10 protein-coding genes are annotated in these 17172 nt (G+C 56.3%); 7 read left to right on the forward strand and 3 right to left on the reverse strand.

Annotated features, from left to right (window positions below):
- Positions 1-102: 102 nt before the first annotated feature.
- Together GGR27_RS20580 and arsS are read left to right on the forward strand one after the other, a co-directional pair.
- Positions 103-456, forward strand: a complete 354-nt coding sequence (locus tag GGR27_RS20580) for an arsenosugar biosynthesis-associated peroxidase-like protein (protein ID WP_406603639.1) — start codon at positions 103-105, stop codon at positions 454-456.
- Positions 457-559: 103 nt separating this feature from the next.
- Positions 560-1633: an arsenosugar biosynthesis radical SAM (seleno)protein ArsS gene (arsS, locus tag GGR27_RS09210; protein WP_168037124.1), complete on the forward strand. Its 1074-nt coding sequence runs from the start codon at positions 560-562 to the stop codon at positions 1631-1633.
- A 94-nt stretch (positions 1634-1727) separates the two neighbouring features.
- On the opposite strand, the gene GGR27_RS09215 is transcribed toward arsS, so the two are convergent.
- The gene (locus GGR27_RS09215) at positions 1728-2330 is read right to left on the reverse strand and encodes a CopD family protein (protein WP_168037125.1); all 603 of its coding nucleotides are present in this window, start codon (positions 2328-2330) and stop codon (positions 1728-1730) included.
- Positions 2331-2534: 204 nt separating this feature from the next.
- Between GGR27_RS09215 and GGR27_RS20435 the strand changes: the two genes are divergently transcribed.
- Positions 2535-7871, forward strand: a complete 5337-nt coding sequence (locus GGR27_RS20435; RefSeq protein WP_168037126.1) for a translocation/assembly module TamB domain-containing protein — start codon at positions 2535-2537, stop codon at positions 7869-7871.
- 38 nt (positions 7872-7909) lie between these two features.
- Positions 7910-10327 (forward strand): translocation and assembly module lipoprotein TamL, encoded by a 2418-nt coding sequence (gene tamL, locus GGR27_RS09225; protein WP_168037127.1) that lies wholly within the window; start codon positions 7910-7912, stop codon positions 10325-10327.
- Positions 10328-10468: 141 nt separating this feature from the next.
- Here the strand turns inward: tamL and GGR27_RS09230 are convergent, their stop codons facing one another.
- Positions 10469-13384, reverse strand: coding sequence for a WD40/YVTN/BNR-like repeat-containing protein (locus GGR27_RS09230; RefSeq protein WP_245184504.1), 2916 nt, complete (start codon positions 13382-13384; stop codon positions 10469-10471).
- 320 nt (positions 13385-13704) lie between these two features.
- On the opposite strand from GGR27_RS09230, the gene GGR27_RS09235 reads away from it, so the two are divergent.
- From GGR27_RS09235 to GGR27_RS09245, 3 genes are all read left to right on the forward strand, one after another.
- The gene (locus tag GGR27_RS09235) at positions 13705-14037 is read left to right on the forward strand and encodes a hypothetical protein (protein ID WP_168037128.1); all 333 of its coding nucleotides are present in this window, start codon (positions 13705-13707) and stop codon (positions 14035-14037) included.
- 500 nt (positions 14038-14537) lie between these two features.
- Positions 14538-15584, forward strand: a complete 1047-nt coding sequence (locus GGR27_RS09240; protein WP_168037129.1) for a PA0069 family radical SAM protein — start codon at positions 14538-14540, stop codon at positions 15582-15584.
- Between the two features lie 347 nt (positions 15585-15931).
- The gene (locus GGR27_RS09245) at positions 15932-16342 is read left to right on the forward strand and encodes an OsmC family protein (protein WP_168037130.1); all 411 of its coding nucleotides are present in this window, start codon (positions 15932-15934) and stop codon (positions 16340-16342) included.
- Between the two features lie 98 nt (positions 16343-16440).
- Here the strand turns inward: GGR27_RS09245 and GGR27_RS09250 are convergent, their stop codons facing one another.
- A complete protein-coding gene (locus GGR27_RS09250; RefSeq protein WP_168037131.1) occupies positions 16441-16854 on the reverse strand; it encodes a hypothetical protein in 414 nt (137 codons plus the stop codon).
- Positions 16855-17172: the final 318 nt, after the last annotated feature.

Raw genomic sequence — 17172 nt, forward strand, 5'->3', positions numbered from 1 at the left:
TTGAATTTGACGGTGACTGATTCGCAATCACCAGCTAACCCGGCACCCGCGACAGCGCCCACTACCGTGAATAATGGCGCGACTAAAAAACAGCAAACCCCCATGAAAGAACTCAAAGAAACCAACAAATACACCGACCCCAAAGACCTGAAGTCTTTCGGTAAAATCGTCGAGTGGCAGGAAGACATGGGCAACAAATTCTTCGACTGGTACTCCGGCGTAACCGAAGGCGACACCGCCCTCACCGAGCGCGAAAAAGCCCTCATCGCCCTCGCCGTCAGCCACGCCATCCAGTGTTCCTACTGCATCGACGCCTACACCACCAACTCCCTCCAGGCCGGTGCCGACGAGGAACAAATGATGGAAGCCGTCCACGTAGCCGCCGCGGTCAAGGCCGGCACCACCCTCATTTACGCTCGCCAGATGCAACGGCAGGTAGAAAAAGTACTGATGTAATTTAAAATGTGTGATTGAATATTGAGTATTTGAAATTTGCGACCATTGTAGTCACCCTGAAAATTTTAAATGTCAAATTCTAAATCAAAAATGTTCAATACCCATGGCCATCAAGCAAAAAACAAAATCCCTCTCCGCCACCGGCTCCGCCCTCTCCAGCAGCTTCGTGCAACTCAACGTGCTGAACGGAAAAGACATTAGCGACGCGAAATTCCCCGTCTTTGCCGGCAAGCTAGCCGCCCTCGGCCACGCACCCTTCAAGCCGACAGAGATCGAGATTTTCCAACTCAACATCGGCAAACTCTGCAACCAGACTTGCGCCCACTGCCACGTCGACGCGGGGCCGGATAAGCGGATCGAGAATATGGACCGCAAAACGCTCGAACAGTGCCTGGACATGATCCGTGCCATCCCGACCGTCACGACCGTCGACATCACCGGCGGCGCGCCCGAGATGAATCCGCACTTTCGCTGGTTCGTAGAGGAATGTACGAAGTTGGGTAAGGAGGTGATCGACCGGTGTAACCTGACGATCATCATGGCCAACCCGAAATACCGTGATCTGCCGGAGTTTCTGGCCAAGCACAAGGTTCACGTCGTTTCTAGCCTACCGTATTTTTCCAAGGCCCGCACCGACGGCCAGCGCGGCGACGGCGTCTTCGAAGACTCCATCAAAGCACTCCAGCTGCTCAACGAAATCGGCTACGGAAAAGAAGGCAGTGACCTGAAACTAGACCTGGTGTTCAACCCATCCGGCGCTTACCTCCCTGGCAACCAGGAAACGCTGCAGGCGGAGTTCAAACGCCAACTCTCCCGAAAATTTGGCATCGTTTTTAACGAACTCTTCGCCATCACTAACCTCCCCGTCAGCCGCTTCCTGGACTACCTCCTCGAAACCGGTAACTACGAGGAATACATGCAGAAGCTAGTCGACGCGTACAACCCCAGTACGGTAGAAAGCCTCATGTGCCGCAACACCATTTCCGTCAGCTGGGAGGGCTACCTCTACGACTGCGACTTTAACCAGATGCTGGAACTGAAGGTCGCCGCCAAGGGCCAGCACATCACGGATTTTGACGTAGCGGAACTACAGAATCGAAACATCGTGATGAATCAGCATTGCTACGGGTGCACGGCGGGCGCGGGGAGTTCCTGTACGGGAGCGGTTGCGGAGTGAAGGAAAGTCTTTGGTATAGGGTCTAGAGTCTGCGGTCTATAGACTCCAGACCAAAGACCAAAGACCAAAGACCAGAGACCAAAGACCAAAGACTTTAGACCCCAGACTCAACCTCCCGCCGCTTCCCATAAGCCACCGCGCCCCGCCAAACCAAAAAACTAAAACCTGCCACTCCAATCCCCAGGTACAGATAGTTCAATTCGCCCGCTTTACCCAGCGTAGCGATGAACGGAATGGCCACCAGGAAGAACGTTGGCACTTCGTTCCAGAGACGTAGTTGCCACGCGCTCCACGGCCGTTCGCCGCTCCGCATCGGGAGCATAATCTTCGCCTTCGTGTAGAGTTGGTAGGCAACCATACCCGCGATAAAGACTAGTTTGACGGCTAGCCAACCCGGCGTCCCCGCCTGAAAATAACCGGGGTTCAGGACGACCATGACGGAGCCCGCCACCAGCGTGATGAACATGGCCTGCCTGACGATGATGCGGTAGACGCGGTCGGCGGTCGCGGAGTACTCTTCGTGCAGCACTTCGCGCTTGATCCGATTACGGATAGCCTCCGGCGTGTTGCCTACGAGGGGCGCAATCTTGTCCGTTTCCGCGTGGTTAACCAGCACGCGACCGAGGTAAAACAGCCCGGCGAACCAGCTGACGAAACCGATGACGTGGAGGGCCTTGGCGATGAGAATGGCGTTCATGGGGCGCAAGTTAGGGGCTGTGTCCACCCGCGGACCGTCACACGGTCGTTTTGAGCTGCCTTATGGCCAAATACTGACGTAACTTGCGCCCGGAAACATATAAGGTCTCGCATCAGTTATACCGCCGTCCCCGTCAACTGACTTTCCCGGGGCCTTCCTCCACGTTTCCACGTTTTGCTTTTACGGACTCATCATTGACCACAAGTGACCAATAACCAACCAACCACCGAGCAGCCGCCCGCGCCGAAAAAGAGCCTTTTTCGCCGGATTCTCAAGGTATTCTTGTGGATATTCGGCATCATCCTGGGCCTCGTCTTGCTGGTCTTTTTGCTCCTCCAGGTGCCCGCCGTGCAGCAGCGCGTTGCGCGCGAAGTGGAGAAAATTGCTTCTAGCAGCCTGGGCACGGACGTTGGCATCGGCGCGCTCGACGTCGATTTCCCGTCCCGCATCGAAATCGACAACTTCTACCTCAACAACCCCGCCGGCGACTCGATCGCGCGCGTCGGGCACCTGGGCGTTGGCATCAATATGCTGGCATTGTTTAAGAAGAAGATTCAGCTGACGGATATCGTGCTGCGTGATGTTTACGCCAACGTGATCACCACTGATTCTACGAGCAACATCCAGTTTCTACTCGACATGGGTGCGCAGGATAGCTCGGCCGTCGTGATGGCGAGTGATACGGCGCTGACGGAAGATACTTCGGGCGGGGGATTCGAAGTCGCGGCCGCGGGTGCAGAGTTGATTCTGGAAAGAGCGGATATTTATTACCAAGACGATCCGGCGGGCATCCTCGCGGACATCGATGCCCGTAGACTAGCCGGTAAAGTGAACGACGTTGATCTGGAAGGACAAGTGTACGATATTAACTACCTGGAACTCGAAGGCGCGAACGCGCTCGTCGGCATCGGCCCCAGTTCCACTCCGGTGGATACGACCGTGACGACGGCCGCCGCGATGCAGCTCAAGGCGGGCCGCGTCACCATCGAAAAATCCAACTTCGACCTACGGATGGAAGGGCAGAACATCACGACCCAGTTACCCTACGTCAACCTCGAAGGAGCCGATCTGGTGCTGGGCGAAGAGTTGCGCTTCAACGGTGAAGTCTTTCAAGTTAAAGATTTAGGCTTCACGCTCGACGCCGATGCCCCCGCCCTCGAGGGTCCGGGCATGGACTATAATCACCTGGCGCTCACCGACGTCCAGGCCGAAGCCACCGACGTGGCGTACATCGTAGATTCCCTGCACCTGCGGCTGCGCCAACTATCCGGCAAAGAGAAAAGCGGTTTGGTGCTGGAGAAAACGGAAGGTACCGTGGTGTACGACCCGAATTTTCTGAGCCTGCAAGATTTCGTGTTACGAACTAGCAATACGGAAATCCGTAGCGACAATACGGAGATCAACTACGACTTCGCCGGTGGAGACCTCGAAGATATGATCGCCCGCCTCCAGCTCGAAGGCTACGTGGGCCTGCGCGACGTAGCCTACCTCGCACCCGACATGCTGCAAACGTCCGTCATCGCCCGCAACCTGAACCAGAAAGTACAGTTTTCCGCCCGCGCGAACGGAACGATGGCGGCCATGGATCTTAGCCGCATTAAGCTGGACGGCCCCGGCATTAAAATTCGCGCCACCGGCCGGGTGGAAAACGCGCTCGACCCGAAAAGAATCGCCGGCCGACTTAATCTGGCGGAGTTCAGTATCGTCCCCGGTCCACTTCTACCCCTAGTGCCCGCCGGCATGTTACCACCCGACATCGACTGGCCCCAAAAGATCGTCGCCGAAGGCCGCGCCGATTACCGCAATGACCGCCTCCAGCTCAATCTCTACGCCCTAGAAACCAGGACGTTTGGCAACGGACTCGAGAGCCGCGTAAAAACAAACGGCGTAATCGAGGGCGTCCAGTCCTTCCCCCGCACCCGGCTCGACGTTTCCCTCGACACGCTGCTGGCTACTAAAGCGACCATCCTTGCCTACGTACCGCCCGGTTCCATTCCTGAAGACTACAAACTACCTGACTTCATCCGGGGCAGCGGCACCGTTTCCGGGCCAATGAATGACCTGATTGTGAACATCCGCCTCGGACTACCCAACGACAGTACGTACGCCAGCATCAACGGTAACATTGAAAATGCGCTCGATCCGGACAACTTGAACATCGACCTCAACGTGTCGGATTTAGCCATCCACATTGCCGACATCGAAGCTATTCTACCCGATTCTACCCTGCCGGCAAACATCAACATTCCCGATTTGCGCATCCGCCAAGCAAAAATTTCCGGCAGCCCCACTAACCTTACGTTCGACATCCCGATGGAGACGGATAATGGCAATTGGAAGATTGCCGGTCGGTACAACCCGCAGGATTTGGACGTAAGCGTGGACGTGACCGGCGTTCGCGTCGCCAAGCTGTTCACGGGCGCAATTGGTGATACTCTGGCTACGCTGGATCTCGGTCCCCTCAGCATCTCCGCAAAAGCGACGGGGCAACTGGAGCCGGCTATGGACCTCAACGTAACCGCGAGTATCGGGGAGACGGACGGTGTACAGTACCTGGACCTCTTAGCTACCGTACGGCAGGACTTTTACGAAGCGGATTTTAACATCACCCACCCTTCCGCCCTCGCGTTGGGGCAAGCGGTTTACGCCATTGGAGAGGACAGCATAGCCCGCGTGAAGGCGCTGGTGGACGTCAATCGACTAGACTTGGAGTACTGGGAAATTACCCAGGTGCCGATGTTGGTTGAAGGCCGCCTGGAAGCAGACGTGCAGGGACTCGATCCTTATAATATGGTCGCACTGGCGCGTTTGGATTCCGTCCGTTTACGGGGTGCCGAAGGTAGCAGCTACGTTGATAGCTTGGTAATAGACGCAAGTCTGGTGGACATGAATAACGAGGTCTACATCAAGTCTGACGTGCTGGACGCCGAGCTGCTCGGTCGCTTCGATCCTTTGAAGACGCCAGAAAAGATGGTCAATTTTATTATGGCTTACTGGGACGAAGATCTACGCCAGCCCGACCCGGTAGAAAATGGGGAGGAACTCGATTTTGCCATGCAGCTCAAGCGCCCCCAACCGCTCACGGGCGGTCTGATTACCGGTTTAACGAAATTATCCCAGTTCAGCGCCTCGTTTTTGTACCGAGACGGTACGCCTCAGTTACTGTTTAACTTCAGTTTACCGGAGATAGAATACATCGGCCTGGCCGCGCACGATCTGCAAATGAAGGCGATCGGCGACCTGGAAACCCTCACTTTTGAAGCGAACTGGTCCGATATTCAGTACGGTGATCAGGTTGGGTTGGGTCGTACCGCCCTCAGTGCGGAGTCGGTCGACGACCAACTCCTCGTCGAGTTGAAGCTCTACTCCACGGAAGATAGTCTACGGCATTACCTGGGCTTCGTGACCGACCCCGAGGCCGAAGAGTTCTTCGTTCAACTGGAGCCAGAGCAAATCCTCAACTTCGAAACCTGGACGGTGCCGGTGGATAACCGGATCGTGATGGCGGGCACCGACCTCACCATCGAGCAGTTCGAGCTGCGCAACGGCGGCCAGAGTCTTACGGCGCGCACGGACGAGCCCAACAACGTGATCGTCAATTTCAACGATTTCGACCTGCGTACGCCCAGCCGGCTGCTCCAGTCGGAAGAAGAATTTATCGGTGGAATCCTGAACGGCCGGGTAGAACTGGACAACGTGCTCAGTAACCTGGGTATCCAGACGGATTTGCGCGTGGACGACTTTGCTTACACGGGGACGAAAGTTGGCGACATCGCGGCCAAGATCGGTAGCTCCGACGAGCAAACTTATAACGTCGACGTCGCCATCACCGACGAAGGCAACGACGCTACGGTGAAAGGATCGGTCGTCCTGGACGGACCGGTCGACCTGACCGTCGACCTAAATAAATTTCAACTCACTTCCGTGGAGCCTTTCAGTATCGGTTACCTACAAAACTCCGAAGGGTACCTCGCGGGCCAGATTAAGGTTGGCGGCACACTCGTCGCGCCGAGCCTGAACGGGCAGGTTGCCTTTAAGGAAGCTAGCACCGTCATCAGCTTACTCGGCGAGCGTTTCCGTATGGACGACAAGCCCATCACGTTCCGCGACAAAACTATTTCCTTTGGCGATAACTGGCAGATATTTGACAGCAAGGGGGGGACGGCCACCGTCCGGGGTAACGTGGTAATGACGACACCCACGGACATCGACCTCGACGTGCGCGTCGTGGCGGATAATTTTCTCGCGATTAACTCCACCGAAGAGCAGAATAAGGACTGGTTCGGTGAAATGTACGTGGACGCGACGGTAGAGATTTCCGGGACGGCGCTCCTACCGATCGTGAACATCGTAGCCACCACGGCGAGTGAATCCGAGGTTACTTACATCTACCGGTTGCTCCAGCAGGGTTTGGTGGAGAGCGAGGGCATCGTCACGTTCGAAGAGCAGTACCGCTGGCGGGATATTCTGCGGCGGGACACGATGGGCGTGGATACCAACACCGTGCAGGTAGCCGGGATGGACATGACGCTCGATCTGGCGGTCGACCCGAATCTCGAAGTAACGGTGGTCGTCGACCCGGTCACGGGGCAGACCTTCGTCGGCCGTGCCGAGGGCGACCTCACGATGCGCATTTTTCCGGACGGCCGGATGGAGGCCAGTGGCCGCGTGGAATTGACGGAAGGTAAGTACGACTTTATTTACCAGGGCTTCATCAACAAGGAATTCATCGTACTGCCGGGCAGCAACGTATCGTTTCAGGGCGACTTAGAAAACCCCATCATGGACTTGCGCATCCGCCACGTAGTGGAGGCGACGCCGCTGCCGCTGGTGCAGGGTGTGCAGGGAGGGACGGCGGACTTGACGGGCCTGCGGCGCGACCAGACCTTTTACGTCGACATAACCATGAAGGGGGATATGCAGGCGAGCGACATTACGACCAACGTCACCTACCCCGAAGACGCTTACGGGAACCTGGGTTTAGCGCCCATCGAAAACTCACTGGCCACGCTGCGGCAGGACCAGAGCCGACTGACGACTACGGCTTTCCAGCTGCTTGCGTTCGGCGGCTTTAACGTGCCACTGCTCGATTCGGGCGGAGGGGGTGGCGGACCCGGTCTGGCGGCCACGACGCTCACGGGGCTGATGGATAACTACCTCAACAGCTTCGCCGACCAACTCGTCGGGTTTGTCGACCTGGATTTTGGTCTCGATAACTACGAAGACGAGGGCGGTAAGACACAGACCAACTTGCGGGTCAGCCTGCGCAAAACCTTATTTGACGACCGCGTCGTCATCAGCGTGGACGGCGTTGCGGGTACGTCCGACGACGAACTGGCGGGGACGCAGTCCACCTACCTGGACAACATCACGGCTGAGTACCTCATTAACGAGGACGGTACCTTCCGGTTAAAACTATTCAACGACCGGGACCGTACGAGCCTGATCGGTGGCAACGGTAACGTACTCCGGTTCGGTGGGCGGCTGACTTTTGGTAAGGATTTCGAGCGCTTGGGCTGGTCCGGAAAATCCGGTAAATAATAATTGTCGTGAAGGGAAAATTTAATAAACGGGAAGGAATGACCCAACCACATTTGCTATTTACCAAGGCACTTCGCACCTGCGCCAGCGCCCTGCTGCTGGTAACGATTTACGGCTGTAGTATTACCCAGTATTTGCCCGAGGATAAGTACTTGTACAACGGCTCCTCCATCGAAGTCATCGCGCCGGACGAAACGGCGACGGCGGAACTGACGGCGGAGGTAACCTCGGTGCTCAACCAGAACACCAACGGTAAAATACCCTTGCTGGGTTACTACGGCATTTACCGCTGGTACAAGTTCGAGGAGAAGTTGAAAGAGAAACCCGAAAAATTCCAGGACAAAGAACACTGGGGGGAGGAACCAATCTTCTACGACGAAAACGTGGTGGAAACAGTCAATACTTTACTTGAGAACCGCGCCAGCAACGAAGGCTATTTTAATAACGAGAGCGAGTGGGCGCTGGATACGAACCAGTCGCCACCCCTCATCAGTGCCGATTACGTACTCACCGTCGGCCAGGCCTACCGATTGGATTCCATCCGCCTGGTCTGGTCCGACTCCTCCATCGCGCGCAGAATCGATGAGTTGTCTCCCGAAACGCGCCTCGACAAGGGGGAGCGTTACGAACTCGACGACGTCAAGGCCGAGCGGCAGCGTTGGGAAAACAAGCTCCGCCAACAGGGGTATTACTACCTCCGCGCGGACGACTTCATGTTTCTCGCCGATACCGTTTCCGGCGACCACCAGGTGGACATGCTCGGCAAACTCAAAGACGACATCCCGACCAACCACACCAAACCGCAGCGCATTTCGCGGATCAACGTGTACGCCAACGCCGACACGCGCGACACCCTGAATGCTTACGGCCCGGGCGATACGATCGTCTCGGGTGGTCTGCACATCATCTGTAAGGAGTGCCCCCTGCGGCCAAAAATTATGGATGAGGCCTTCCAGCAACGGGAGGGTGACCTGTACAGCCCGGTATCCCACCAGACGACCCTCAAGCGGCTGGCTAACTACAATACCTTCCGTTACATTGCGATGGACTACCAACCGGTCCCCGGGTCGGACAGTACCCTAGTCATGAATGCCTACATGGAGCCCCGCTTACGCCGGCGTTTCGAAGGCGAACTGGGTCTTAGCTACAATAGCGCTGACTATTTCGGCCCGAACGTCAAACTAGCTTACGTTAACCGCAACCTACTGCGCGGGGCGGAATTACTGCGCATCGAAGGAGAGTACGCACTAGCCCAGTTCCTGGGTGGCCAGGGCGAGACACGCGTCCCACGGTCCAGTATTTTTGGGCTTAAGGCTACCTTATCCGTCCCCCGCCTGTGGTTGCCGAAGAAACGTAAACTCATCCCGCGGGTCACGACGAGTGGTTCGGTGATCGAGATTGGCGGGAGGGTGGAAGCACTGAGTATGAACCTTCAGCGCTTCAAGTCCGAGATCCAAACCAATCGCCTGACGGAGCTCGCGGAAAAACTGGAGAACGACGAAGAGGCAACGGAAAATCTTTCGCTCGGGCAGTTCACCGTCCAGTTTGGTTACACTTGGCGACGCCGGGTAACGACGAGCCACGCCCTTAACCCGTTGAGCATCCGGTTGCAGAACCCGACGGTAAGCACCGAAGAGGTGCTTGATCTGGCGCGCCTGAGCAACCTGGCGCCCTCCGTGGCCGGCTCCAACGGAAATAGTCGCTTCGACCGGATGCTCGTCTTTAGCCCGAATTACACTTACACTTACGACAGCCGCCTGGCGGGGTCGCGGCCGCACTCGTTTTTCCTCAACCAGTTCATTTCGGGCAACGTGAACAACGTCTTCCCGGTCGGTAGCGACTCTGAGTTGCGGGACCCGGAGACGAGCTATTACCCGTTAGTAGAAACCGACGCGCGGTACTACTTTCAGATAAACAAGCAACTCCAGATCGCCACGCGCTTCCACGGGGGCGTCGCCTTCCCGCTGGCGAGTAAGCGAGTTATCGTGCCCTATTTCGACCTCTTCAGTATTGGCGGGCCGAACAGCCTGCGTGGGTTCGCACCACGGCAGGTGGGGCCGGGCAACACCGTTCCGGAGCAAAACAGTCCGCTCTCGTTTGGCGGTTTTGGCAATCTTTTGTTGGAGACGAGTCTCGAGTTCCGGTACAAAGTCAATTCCTTAATCGAGTTAGCGGTCTTTGCCGACGCGGGTAACATCTGGACGTATAAATCCGAGCTGCAACCCATTCCAACGGATTTCAATACCCGCGCCTTTACCGGTCAGTTAGCGGTGGATGCCGGGATCGGCTTTCGTTTCGATCTCCAGTTTCTCGTCTTCCGGATCGATCTGGCGCAGCCGCTGCAAACGGCATACGGGGAGGAAGAGTTGAAGTTGTTGAAAATACCTTACGAGGGTGCCCGGGCGGCACCGGCGAATGATTTACGGTTGGTGGTGGCTTTTGGCTATCCTTTTTAAAGGCCGAGACGGCTACCTCCAACGGTGCCCCGGCCGGGTTGCCGGAAGTAGGTGGGCGCATCCGCAACTACATTTATTTGTATTTAATGTGTCGAGTTCCACGTGCCGGAGCACGGCTTGACGAATCAGCGTGAGTTTACGTTACTTTACTTTGAGCGGTACGGAAGCGTTGTAATTATCAGCATTAATCACTACGTCGTATTCGCCGGCGCGCAGATAATAAACGTCGTTTTCCGCCGCGTCTACGGTCGTTAGTGGCCGACCTTCTTTACGGTCTTTATCCAGCTCCGCCGCCATCATTTCCGCGAAGCGGCCGTCGAAACTTAGGTCGTAGGTGAATTGATTTACGCCCGGAATTAGCTTGACGTCCCGCCGGTAAAGAACCGTACCGTCTTTGCGCTTCACCGATAACTCCGCACCCGCGCCAGCGCCCGGATTATACACCGCAATCGCTACTTCCGGTTCCCGCGCGTTCAGGTCGAAATCCAACGTGCCGTAGCGGGTGGAATAGCGGGCCGTTTCCAGTGAATCCATCGCCATGCGGCCGGGCTCGATCGCAGCGCCCTGCAGCAAACCGATGTTTACCCGGTAAAGACTCCGCCCGTGCGTGCCGACGATCAGGTCTTTGGAGGGGTTGTGGATGACGAGGTCGTGTATCGCAACGGCGGGCAGACCACCGGACATCGTACTGAACTTGTTGCCGCCGTCGAGGCTGACGTAAAGCCCGTGGTCGGTACCGACGAAGAGTAAGTTGGCGACAAGGGAATCTTCTAGAATGACGTTGACCGGCTCCTCCGGCAGGAACTTCCCGATTTCCGACCAGGTAGCGCCCTTGTCCGTGCTTTTGTAGACGAGGCTGTTGAAATAGTCATTGCGGTAGCCATTCAGCGCGAGGTAGACGACGTTTGCGTCGTGTTTGCCGGCGGATACGCGCGAGACCCAGAGGTCAGTCGGCAGGTCGCCGAGAATGTTAGTCCAGGTGGTGCCGCCGTCTTCGCTACGGTGGATTAGACCGTCGTCGCTGCCTACGTATAAAAGGTCTTTTTGTATTGGGCTCTCGCTGATCGAGGTTAGCGTTCCGAAGGCTACGTCGCCCGGCTTGCCGCCATGGGTTAGGTCGTCGCTCGTTAACGTCCAGTCATCGCCCCTGTTCGTGCTCTTGTGGAAGCGATTGGAGCCGAGGTAGAAGATGTCCGGATCGTGCGGGCTGAGCAGGATCGGTGATTGCCAGTTCCAGCGGTAGGGGCGTTGGCCCAGTTCGTGTTTTGGCGTGAGAAATTTACTCGTGTCCGCGTTCATGTCGATGCGGTAGTAGTTACCGTACTGGTAACCGACGTAGGCGGTGTTGTTGTCGCGTGGGTCGATCTCGACTTGCATACCGTCGCCGCCGAAGAGCATTTTGTAGGGGTATTCGCCACCTTGCATCCAGCCGGGACCGGCTTCGTAATCGTGGGGGCCGCGCCAGGTGCCGTTGTCCTGCAGGCCGCCGTAAACGCGGTAGCCGTCCGGGTGATTATCCACCGCGATGCCGTAGAATTGGCCGAGGGGCGGGTTGTTGCACTTGCGCCAGTTTTTGCCGCCGTCGTAGCTGATGTTGATGCCGCCGTCGTTACCGTTGATGAGGTGGTCGGGGCGGTCGGGGTTGATCCACAGCGCGTGGTGATCGGCGTGGACGTTGTCGGCGTTGATGCCCTTCCAGTTGGCACCGCCGTCGGTTGATTTTACGATCGGGACGCCGAGGGCGTAGACGATTTCGGGGTCATTCGGGAGGGTACGGATCTGGCCGAAGTAGTAGCCGTAGGAGTTGTACAGTCCGTCGATGAAAGACTCGTGGGTACGTTCCCAGCTTTCCCCGTTGTTGCGGCTGACGTAGAGTTCGAAGCCTTTTACCGGGGTGCCGAAAAGCAGGCTGTTGGCGTCTTCGAGATATTCGACGAGGGCTTGCGGGGAGATTTTTTCGCCGCTTGCGTCGGCCATTAAAGATTCAGCAGTTACGTCTTTTGGGAAGCCGTTACCACGAAGGAAGTCATCGACTAAATAGGTCTCCAAGCGCTCGAAATCTTCGCGTGGCATGGTGCGGAGTAGTTCCTTGGTGAGGCTTTTGTCGCTCGTGTCGCGTGGTTCGGCGTCGCGTCGGAAGTAGTTGTCTATGCTGGCGTAGAGAAAGCGTTCGCCGTCGGTGTCGTAGCTGATGCTGAGGCCAATTCTACCTGCGCCTTCGCCTACGGGGAAGCCGGAAGTAGCGCCCGTAATCTTCGACCAGTTCGCGCCGCCATCGGTGCTGTGGTAAACGGCGCTGCCCTTGCCGGATTCTTTGAAATCCCAGGCTTTGCGGGTCCGCTCCCAGGCTGCGGCGTAGAGTTCGTTAGGGTTACGGGGGTCGCGGATGAGGTCAACGACGCCGGTACTGTCGTTGATGAATAGTGTCTTTTGCCACGTCCCGCCGCCGTTGGTGGTCTTGAAAACACCGCGGTCCGGGTTGTCACTGTAGAGGTGGCCGAGGGCGGCTACCCAGACGGTGCTCGCGTCGCGCTGATCGACGATGACGCGGCCCACGTGGTGGGTTTCGGGGAGGCCGACAAAGGTCCAGGAGTTGCCGCCGTCGGTGCTGCGGTAGACGCCATTTCCGGCGTAGGAGGAACGGCTGGAATTGACTTCACCGGTGCCGACGTAGATGGTTTTCGTGATCCAGTGCACGTCGATATCGCCGATGGTCATGACGGGTAAGTCGTCGAAGAGCGGTAGGAAAGTGATGCCGTTATCCTTCGTTTCCCACAGGCCACCGCTGGCGTAGGCGACGTAGAAGTGGGTCGGGTCGGCGGGGTCCACGGCGATGTCGGCCACGCGGCCGCTCATGATGGTGGGGCCGATGTTTTTGAATTCGAGACCGGCGGCGGGGCTGCTTTGGGCCAGGAATAAGCGTTGCTGGAAGGCCTGGTCGCGGACGGCGGCGGCGGTGGGGCTCTGGGCGCTTGTTTGGGCGTGGACGCAGGTGCAGAGCAGAAGGGTAAGGAGCAGGGGGAGGGGGCGCATCGGGATGGTTTGGGGACGGCTCAAGGTACGCGTTTGCGCAGGAATATGGAACGACGAAATCCATACGTCGATGCAGGTTAATAGCTGAGGCTTGTTGGTGATTTCTTGTAGTGGAACTATCCGATAGACTTCGCTCTTAAGGGACCTCCCCGGCACCCGCGACCGCGCCCCGAAATCCCATAACGTCAACATTACACGGACCTTGTAAAAATAACAATCCGCAACCGTAAATCTTCCCCCAAAAGCATAAACTCCCTTCGCTAACCCACGTCTCATAGTGGACGTCTCGGAGCTTTTTTGAGTTACCGGGGCGTCAATTTTGTAACCTTTTAAACAAGTCCATTATGTCTAATCAAAACGACCACCTCAATTCGACCATCGAATCCCTGAACCGGGGGCTAGAGAAAGCTAAGCCGGGCGCCACCCGCAGCCTCACCAGCTGGGTAAAGGCGCTCAAGGATAGCAAAGATGAGAAACTGACCAAGTTGGCCGACGAGCTCCAGCAGCTCCACGACCACCTCGGTAAGGACTCCATCGACACGGCCCAAGTGAAAAAACTGATGACGAGCATCGGTAAACACACGACGGCCGCGGCGAAAACCGCCGAAGGCACGACCGCCGAGAAGATCAGCGAACTGGGCAAGGCCCTGACCGACGCCGCGGGCTCACTGAAGTAAGCGCGCACTAGGTTAATTAAGGGAAGCCCCCGTAGTCCGACTCGTTTCGAGGGTGACTGCGGGGGCTTCTTGATGTTGGGGGTAACGACACCATCACGACGAAGCCTTCATGCGTTGAACGCAATGGCTCGATGGTTGGATCACAGTTTTTTTACTGACTCATCCGCCCCGATCCATCCCTCGCGCGCGTCGCATGGTCCAGTGACGATTGTTACGAGCATGGTAATATCAGTGGGGTTCCCCGAACGACTTTCCGCCGCCGAGCGTTCTTTGCTCCCGAACCAACTTCCCCCGCACCAGCGACCGCGCCCTTAAATGCCAAAAGAAAAACAAGTCACCCCTAAAGCCGAGTGCTGCCAAAAGTACCTGAAAAAGAAAGATAAATACTGCAAGCGCTGCCCGCTCATCCTTACCCCCGATGCGCCGGTGAAATTCAAGAAGAAGAAACAAAAGTAGGCGGCCCGACGGATGGGCACCACAAAAAATAGTACTTTTAAGGTATGCCTCAACACCCCCGTCTGCACGGCCGTGGCGCGCAGATCAATACCGCCAACCCCTACCACGAGCTCCGTTACGACGAGTTGCCCGACCCGGAAGACGAGTTGCGCACCCAGCTCATCCCCACCCACCCGAAGACGATCCTCAACAAGATCACCAGCCCGGATTTGGGAAGTGGGTATGGCCTGAATTGCTACCAGGGTTGCGAGCACGGCTGCGTTTACTGCTTTGCCCGCACGACCCACCAGTACTGGGGGTACAGCGCTGGAATCGACTTCGAACAGAAGATTTTGTACAAAGCCGAGGCCCCGGTTTTACTCCGCCAGCGTTTGCTCAATAAGGCCTACCAACCGCTGCCGGTCATGATGTCCGGCAACACGGATTCTTACCAGCCGGCGGAGAAGAAATTGCGGTTGACGCGTCAGTGCATCGAGGTATTGCGCGAGCTCGAACACCCCTTCGGGCTCATCACCAAAAATAGCCTCATCCTGCGCGATCTCGATTTGATCGCCGAGGCTGCCAAGGACGATCTCGTCCACGTTTGCCTCAGCATCACGACCCTCGACGAAGACGTCCGCCGGATGCTCGAGCCCCGCACGTCCAGCATCGCCCAACGCTTCCGCGCGGTGGAAGAGCTCAGCAAAGCCGGCGTCCCCGTAACCGTCAACATTGCCCCCGTCATCCCCGGCCTGACGGAACACGAAGTACTCGGCATCGCAAAGAGGGCCGCGGACGCGGGTGCCAGGAAGATTGGGTACAGCATTGTGCGCCTCAACGACGAGATTGGCGAAATCTTCACCGATTGGGCCCGGAAAGCTATTCCCGATCGGGCGGATAAAGTGCTTAGCAAAATCAGGGAATGCCGGGGCGGGACGCTCGAAGAAAAGCGCTTTGGCTTCCGCCACCGGGGTGAAGGGGAAGTTGCGCGAATGATCGGGCAGCACTTTGCGTTGGCGCAGCGGAAGTTCTTTGCCGGAGAAGCCGACTGGCCGGATTACAATTTCGAGTTGTTCGAGCGGCGTCGTCGGCCGCAGCTTAGTTTGTTTTAACAAGCGCTAGTCACTTTGGAAAGGCTTTTCGCTTAGGCTATTACCGGAAAGACGATCCGCCTTTTGTTGGCACCGCAATCCTAACTGTGAGATCAGTTTTTCACTTCAATGCTTTCTCACCAGAACCGGATAGAGGACCCAAAAACCAAACATCGGCGCGGCATTTTGCGTAGTACCTACACAACAATAACCGACGTTACGCAGATTTTTAGCCATATAAACACAAAAGCACAAAGAAGCTTTTTTCGGCAACGCCGAACCATTTTTTGCCCACGCTTTTGTGGTTCTGTGTTTTTGTGGCAGAATCTGGTTGCGGAACGTCAGTTAGTAACCAAAAAATAATTATTATGAAACGTACCGCACAAGCCGAATGGAATGGCACCGTCAAAGAAGGAAAAGGAAACTTAACGACCAAGTCCAAGACCCTCGACAAGCAAAATTACAGCTTCCACAGCCGCTTCGAAGACGGCAAGGGCACCAACCCCGAAGAACTCATCGCCGCCGCCCACGCCGGCTGTTTCACGATGGCCCTCAGCGCCGGACTTTCTGAGGCCGGTTACACGCCCGGTGACTTGAAGACGGACTGCGCCGTCGACTTCCAGGACCAAAAGATCATCGAATCAAAGCTGACTACTACTGCATCCGTGCCGGGCATCAAAAAGGACGAGTTTGATAAGATCATCAACACGGCCAAAGAAAATTGCCCGATCTCCAAGGTGCTGAATACTAAGATCACGCTTGAGTACACACTCAACTAGTCGTTTGTAGATAACTAATGATGCAATTGAAATGCCTCTTCGAAACATCGGAGGGGCATTTTAATTTTCGGAAGAGGAAAGAGGAAAGAGGAAAGAGGCTAATATTCTACTGCTTGGCCTCTTCTCCGCCGGTCCAGTTCTTGCTGGATGATGAAGCGCAGGCGTTTCGAGCGGTCCATGCAGGCGTAGTTGCGGCGGACGTGAATTTGGGTTAGCGCCAAGACGACCACACAGATAGGAATGACCGCCACGCAGAGGCTGACGAGGTATTTATGACCTACCAGCGCGAGTGAGCAGGCCGCAAACATTAGGAATGGAATGGTCAGGCCGATGCGGAACATAAAGTCCTGAATAAAGCTTAATCGCGCATTCGCCAATTTGAGGCGGCGGAGTAGTTGATGGAGCTCATGCGTAGCAAAGGCCTCCGCCCCACCGGTGAGGATGAGGGCGAAATCATTGTTGCCGGTCCGTTCCAACCGGTTAATTTGACGTCTGATCTTGCCTTTGAGCATAGTGCTTCAAATTTACGTCGTGTACTACCGAAATGTCAAGAGTGGACGTAAATAAGGTTATTTGTTAGGGATTAGGGTAGCGATTATGAGGACATGGGCCAATCGTTGTACCTGTTTGCACGGTTGCGGGTGCAAAGTTGCCGGGGAAATAGCCAAAAAATACCGCTAAATACATACATCTAGGCCCGGTAGGGTCGCCTTTTGTAGCGTGGGGTGTAGCCCCACGTTTTCGTTATTTGTTGTTATTTTGGTTGTGATTTTTGCCAAATTATCAAAGTCAATCTATACGACGGTCGCAAAATCAACCCAGTCACGCCG

Origin of the sequence: Neolewinella antarctica (assembly GCF_011927835.1) — a bacterium.
Classification (GTDB): domain Bacteria; phylum Bacteroidota; class Bacteroidia; order Chitinophagales; family Saprospiraceae; genus Neolewinella; species Neolewinella antarctica.